This is a genomic window from Roseateles sp. P5_B10, from assembly GCF_056400485.1.
The window spans coordinates 1-5,554 of the sequence record NZ_JBFULE010000344.1 but is presented as its reverse complement, the minus strand read 5'-3'; the positions used below and the strand labels follow the sequence as shown (position 1 = coordinate 5,554).

Annotated in this window: 6 protein-coding genes; 3 read left to right on the top strand and 3 right to left on the bottom strand. The window is 67.7% G+C overall.

Going from position 1 to position 5,554, the window contains the following annotated elements; all coding sequences use genetic code 11:
- Positions 1-725: dienelactone hydrolase family protein (locus AC1DU6_RS18875; RefSeq protein ID WP_477858863.1), on the bottom strand; the 725-nt coding region annotated here is incomplete at its 3' end.
- A 127-nt stretch (positions 726-852) separates the two neighbouring features.
- Here AC1DU6_RS18875 and AC1DU6_RS18870 point away from each other — a divergent pair.
- On the top strand, positions 853-1,818 hold the full coding sequence (locus tag AC1DU6_RS18870) for a CysB family HTH-type transcriptional regulator (RefSeq protein ID WP_457322221.1): 966 nt from the start codon (positions 853-855) through the stop codon (positions 1,816-1,818).
- Between the two features lie 76 nt (positions 1,819-1,894).
- The gene (locus tag AC1DU6_RS18865) at positions 1,895-2,887 is read left to right on the top strand and encodes a sulfate ABC transporter substrate-binding protein (protein WP_477858861.1); all 993 of its coding nucleotides are present in this window, start codon (positions 1,895-1,897) and stop codon (positions 2,885-2,887) included.
- Positions 2,888-2,901: 14 nt separating this feature from the next.
- On the opposite strand, the gene AC1DU6_RS18860 is transcribed toward AC1DU6_RS18865, so the two are convergent.
- Together AC1DU6_RS18860 and AC1DU6_RS18855 are read right to left on the bottom strand one after the other, a co-directional pair.
- Positions 2,902-3,594 (bottom strand): hypothetical protein, encoded by a 693-nt coding sequence (locus tag AC1DU6_RS18860; RefSeq protein ID WP_457322223.1) that lies wholly within the window; start codon positions 3,592-3,594, stop codon positions 2,902-2,904.
- A gap of 239 nt (positions 3,595-3,833) precedes the next feature.
- Positions 3,834-3,989 (bottom strand): PEP-CTERM sorting domain-containing protein, encoded by a 156-nt coding sequence (locus AC1DU6_RS18855; protein WP_457322225.1) that lies wholly within the window; start codon positions 3,987-3,989, stop codon positions 3,834-3,836.
- Positions 3,990-4,172: 183 nt separating this feature from the next.
- On the opposite strand from AC1DU6_RS18855, the gene AC1DU6_RS18850 reads away from it, so the two are divergent.
- Positions 4,173-5,554, top strand: a 1,382-nt coding sequence (locus AC1DU6_RS18850) for a DUF1800 domain-containing protein (RefSeq protein WP_477858858.1), incomplete at its 3' end; no start/stop codon positions are given.

Genomic DNA, 5,554 nt, shown 5'->3' with positions numbered 1-5,554 from the left:
GCTTCAGAGGGTGGCCAGCTGGCATTGACGCGCTCGTCGTTGCCGGCGTAGTGCAGCAGCAGCCGCGCCTTGATGCGCGGCACGTCTTCCAGCGCTGGCGCGGCGCCGTAGAAGGGCACGGCCACGGCCAGCTCAGGCACCTGCGTGGCCACATGGTTGGCCAGCGAGCCACCCCAGCAGAAGCCGACCACGCCGACCTTGCCATTGGCATCCGGCAGCGCCAGCAGCCCGCGAGCAGCGGCGACGATGTCTGCACGCGTCTTGCCGGCGTCGAGCTTGCCGAAGAGCTCGCGCGCCTTGTCCTCGTCGCCCGGGTAGCCGCCTAGCGGCGCCAGTGCGTCGGGCGCATAGGCCACGTAGCCGGCGAGCGCGACACGGCGGGCGATGTCCTCGATGTGCGGGTTCAGGCCGCGGTTCTCATGCACGACGAGCACGGCGGGCAGCTTGCCCGCGGCACTTGCCGGCTTGGCCAGATAGCCCTGCACCTTGCCGTTGCCTTGCGGCGAATCGAAGGCCTGGCGGCGCGTCACCAGGCGCGGGTCATCTGGCTTGACTTGCTGGGCCGCGGCGAAATTGGGGCTGAGTGTGGCCAACAGCGCAGCGGCACCAGCCGGGCCACCGGCAAAGCTGGCGGCCTGCTCAAGAAACCCGCGCCGGCTCAGGTCGCCGTGCACGTAGCGATCGAACAAGGCCCAGGCCTGGGTCGGAATGGCTTCCTTATGCATGCATTGACTCCTTGGATGCCGGCCAACTGTAGGCGTACCAAAACCGCCTGACACCACCACGAAGTGCATAACGATATGGCGAATGGTTCGACGACAGAAGTGATCGCTGTTTGCAGAATCGCCTCGCATGAACTTCCAGCAACTCCGTTCCGTCCGCGAAGCCCAGCGCCGCGGCTTCAACCTGACCGAAGTCGCGCAGGCCCTGCACACTTCGCAACCCGGCGTCAGCCGCCAGATCCGCGAGTTGGAAGAGGAGCTCGGCATCGAGCTCTTCGTGCGCGTGGGCAAGCGCCTCACAGGGCTGACCGAGCCGGGCGAGCACGTGCTGCCCGTCATCGAGCGGCTGCTGCTGGAAGCCGAGAACCTCAAGCGCGCGGCCGATGACTTCGCCCAGGCGGGCAGCGGCCGCCTGCGCATCGCAGCCACGCACAGCCAGGCGCGCTACGCGCTGCCGCCCGCCGTGCGCGACTTCCGCGCCCATCACCCCGACGTCAGCCTGCATCTGCAGCAGGGCTCGCCCCAGCAGATCGCCCGCCTGCTGCTCGATGGCGAGGCCGACGTGGGCATCGCCACCGAGGCGCTGGCGCAATACCCTGAACTCGTCGCCCTGCCCTGCTACCGCTGGACGCACTCGGTCGTCGTGCCGCCCGACCACCCGCTGCTCGATGGCCCGCTGACGCTGGCCCGCCTGGCCCAATTTCCTATCGTCACCTACGAGCCCGGCTACACCGGCCGCTCCCACATCGACGAGGCCTTTGCCGCGGCCCAGCTGCAGCCCCACATCGTGCTGAGCGCGATGGATGCCGACGTCATCAAGACCTATGTAGAGCTGGGCCTGGGCGTGGGCATCGTCGCGGCCATCGCCTTCGACGAGGAGCGCGACCGCCATCTGCGTGCCATCGATGCCCGCCATCTGTTCGAGGACAACATGACGCGCCTGGCCGTGCGGCGCAGCGCCTATCTGCGCGACTACATCTACGAGTTCATCCAGACCTTTGCTTCGCCGCTCAAGCGCGAGGTCGTCGATGCGGCCCGCCACGAGCTGCCGACCGTGGCGGCTGAACCCGTGCTGGCCTGGTCGAAAGCCGCATGAGCTTGCGCGCTCTTCTTCTTTGCCCGCTCCTGCCCTGATCCCTAGAGTGAACCGCCTTACCCCTAACTCAAACACCATGCGCCGCCTTCTCACCGCCCTCTCCTTCGCTCTCGCCGCCACCGGCGCCTTTGCGCAGACCTCGCTGCTGARCGTCTCCTACGACCCGACGCGGGAGCTCTACCAGGACTTCAACAAGGCCTTCGCCGCGCAGTGGAAGGCCAAGACCGGCGAGACCGTCAGCGTCAAGGCCTCGCATGGCGGCTCCGGCAAGCAAGCCCGCGCCGTCATCGACGGGCTGGAAGCCGACGTCGTCACGCTGGCGCTGGCCTATGACATCGACGCCATCGCCGACCACAAGCTGCTGCCCCTGGACTGGCAGAAGAAGCTGCCCAACAACGCCAGCCCCTACACCTCCACCATCGTCTTCCTGGTGCGCAAGGGCAACCCGAAGAAGATCAGCAACTGGCCCGACCTGGCGCGCAGCGGCGTCGACGTCATCACCCCCAACCCCAAGACCAGCGGCGGGGCGCGCTGGAACTACCTGGCCGCCTGGGGCTATGCGCTGAAGAACGGCGGCACGCCCGACTCGGCCAAGGACTTCGTCAAGCGCATCTACGCCAACACCAAGGTGCTGGACTCGGGCGCCCGCGGCTCGACGACGACGTTTGTCGAACGCGGCATCGGCGACGTGCTGATCGCCTGGGAGAACGAGGCCTACCTGGCCGTCAAGGAGCTCGGCCCGGACAAGTTCGAGATCGTCACGCCCAGTGTGTCCATCCTGGCCGAGCCGCCGGTGGCCATCGTCGACAAGGTCGTCGACAAGCGCGGCACGCGCAAGCAGGCCGAGGCCTATCTGAACTACCTCTATAGCCCCGAGGGCCAGGAGATCGCGGCCAAGAACTACTACCGCCCGCGTGACGCCAAGGTCGCTGCCAAGTACGCCAAGCAGTTCGGGCCGGTCAAGCTCTTCACCCTCGACGAGTACTTCGGCAACTGGCGCCAGGCCCAGAAGGCCCACTTCGACGACGGCGGTGTGTTCGACCAGATCTACGCGCCGGGTTCGAAGTAAGCGCACCAAGTCGGTCAGAAGCGCATGTGGTCGACCACCTCCGGCGGGTAGTGGCGCAGATAGGCTCGCCGGAGCGCCCCTTCGGCGACGGCCCGCTCGAACATCTGCACCAGCAGCACCAGGTCGGCGGCGTCGAGATTGCGCCTGGCCAGATAGACACCGTTCTCCATCAGCGGCAGGGTCTCCAGCAGCTCGATGCGAAAAGCCGTCTGCGACAGCGGCATCCGTGGCGCCAGGTCCAGGGCACCCTGGCCGGTCACATGGGGCAGCAGCGTGAAGTCGGCGCGGCCCGCTCGCAGCATGCGGCTGAGCGCCTCGATGTCGGGCACGATGTCGGCGCGTTTGTCCGCCAGCAATTGGTCGACGAAATCGCCGTAGGCCTGTCCGAAGTAGTAGCCACGCACGAAGATGCCGCGCAGGCTCTTGTCGGCCAACAGCCGACTCAGGTCGGCCGGCACCGGCGCGTGCGTGCGTAGCGTCGCCACGGCCACGCCCTGGCGACTCAAGGGTACGAAGAGATGGGTCTGATCGCGCTCGGGTTTGCGCAATGCCGGCAAATAGAGATCGCCATCCTGCGCCTCGAACACCGTTCGCGCGGCGCGCGCGCGGGGCACGACGCTGAACCGGAACTCGCAGCCAAGCAGCGCGCCGCGCTCGCGCAGCAGTTCCGGCAGCACGCCCTCGACGCGCTCATCTTCGACGAACACCAGCCGTCCCGCTGGCGACACCGGCACGTCAATCGCACGCGAACAACCCGCCTCGGCAGCCGGAGCGAACAACCCGGCTACCGCAAGCACCAGCCCTACCCTGAGCGGAACTCGACGACCGCTTTGCATGCGCAAACAGTAACGGCTGCGTGCGTTGACAGCAAGCCCGGCAAGTCCAGGGCCATGCATCCGCTGCACGCCGGGTGGCCGGTGAGCCGCCCGGCGCTGCCCAACGATGCTCAGCGGCGTCGACGCTGCCAGGTCACCCCGCCCAGTGCGGCCATGCCGGCCAGCAACAGAGCCGACGGCGTTGGCTCCGGCACGGCCGCGGTCGTCAGCGTCACGTCGTCAATGAAGCTGGCCGCCGCAATGTGGCGGGCACCGGTGTCTGGCATGTCTTCGAAATAGCACCGCCTCGACACAAAGGGCGGCAAGGACGCGGTCCAAGACCACAAACCAGCAACATGACGGCAGCCGACAGACACATTAGGGGGGCGGCGCGTCTGCTAGCCTGCCGGGGTCAACGCCGGGCCGCGACCGACCGTTGGCCCGGACTCAGCCCGAAAGGCCCGCCCGCCATGACAGCCTTGCCCCGTCTCGCGCTTTGCACCGCCGCATTGCTGGCCGGCTGTGCCGCTGCGCCATTCCAGGCGCCCACGGTGGGCAGCCACAGCGCAGCCGCCGACACGCTGTGGTTGGATCGCTTGAGTTGGGGCGCCAGCAGCGCCGATCTCAACCAGGTCCGCCGCCAGGGCCGCGAGGTCTGGCTGGAAGCCCAGCTCCAGCCTCGCATCCCGGGCGCACTGCCAGAAGCCGCTCAGGCGCAAATCCAGGCTCTCGCCGTCACCCAGCAGCCGTTGTTGCCCCTGGTGCAGCAGATGGAAGCGCAGCGCAAGGCCGCCGATGCACTGACCGACGACATGGCCAAGGCGGAGGCGCAGAAGAACTACCAGCAGGCCCTGACCAAGCTGGCCCGCGAGGCGTCGACCCGCCAGCTGCTCAACGCGCTCTACTCACCCAACCAGGTCCAGGAGCAGATGACCTGGTTCTGGTTCAACCATTTCAACGTCCACCAATACAAGAGCAACCTGCGCGTCATGGTGGGCGACTACGAGCAGGGCCTGCGCGAACGGGCCCTGGGAAAGTTTCGCGACCTGCTCGGCTACACGGCCCACCACCCGGCCATGCTGCGCTACCTGGACAACGAGCAGAACGCGGCCAACCGCATCAACGAGAACTACGCCCGCGAGCTGCTGGAACTGCACACCCTGGGCGTGGGCGGTGGCTACAGCCAGCGCGACGTGCAGGAGCTGGCCCGCGTGCTGACCGGGCTGGGCGTGAACCTGACCGACAACAAACCCAAGCTCAAGCCCGCGCAGGAGGCGCAATACCGCCGAGACGGGCTGATGGAGTTCAACCCGGCGCGGCACGATTTCGGCGACAAGCAACTGCTCGGCGTCACCGTCAAGGGCCAGGGCGAGGCCGAACTGGACCAGGTGTTGGACCTGCTGGCCAAACACCCGAGCACGGCCCACTTCGTGTCGCGCAAGCTGGCCCAGTACTTCGTCGCCGACGAGCCGCCGCCGGCGCTGGTGGAGCGCATGGCGGAGCGCTGGCAGCAGAGCGATGGCCGCATCGCCGAGGTGCTGCGTGCCATGGTGGGCTCGCCCGAGTTCGAGGCGTCCCTGGGCCGCAAGTTCAAGGACCCGACGCATTACGTCGTCTCGGCCGTGCGCCTGGCTTATGCCGACAAGGTGGTGCTGAACACCGGCCCAATGATCGGCTGGCTCTACCGCCTCGGCCAGGCGCCCTACAACCGCCAGACGCCCGACGGCTATGCGCTCGACGAGAACGCCTGGGCCGGCCCGGGCCAGATGACGACGCGCTTCGAGATCGCGCGCGCCATCGGCAGCGGCAGCGCGGGCCTCTTCAAGGTCGAGGGCGAGCCCAAGGACAGGCC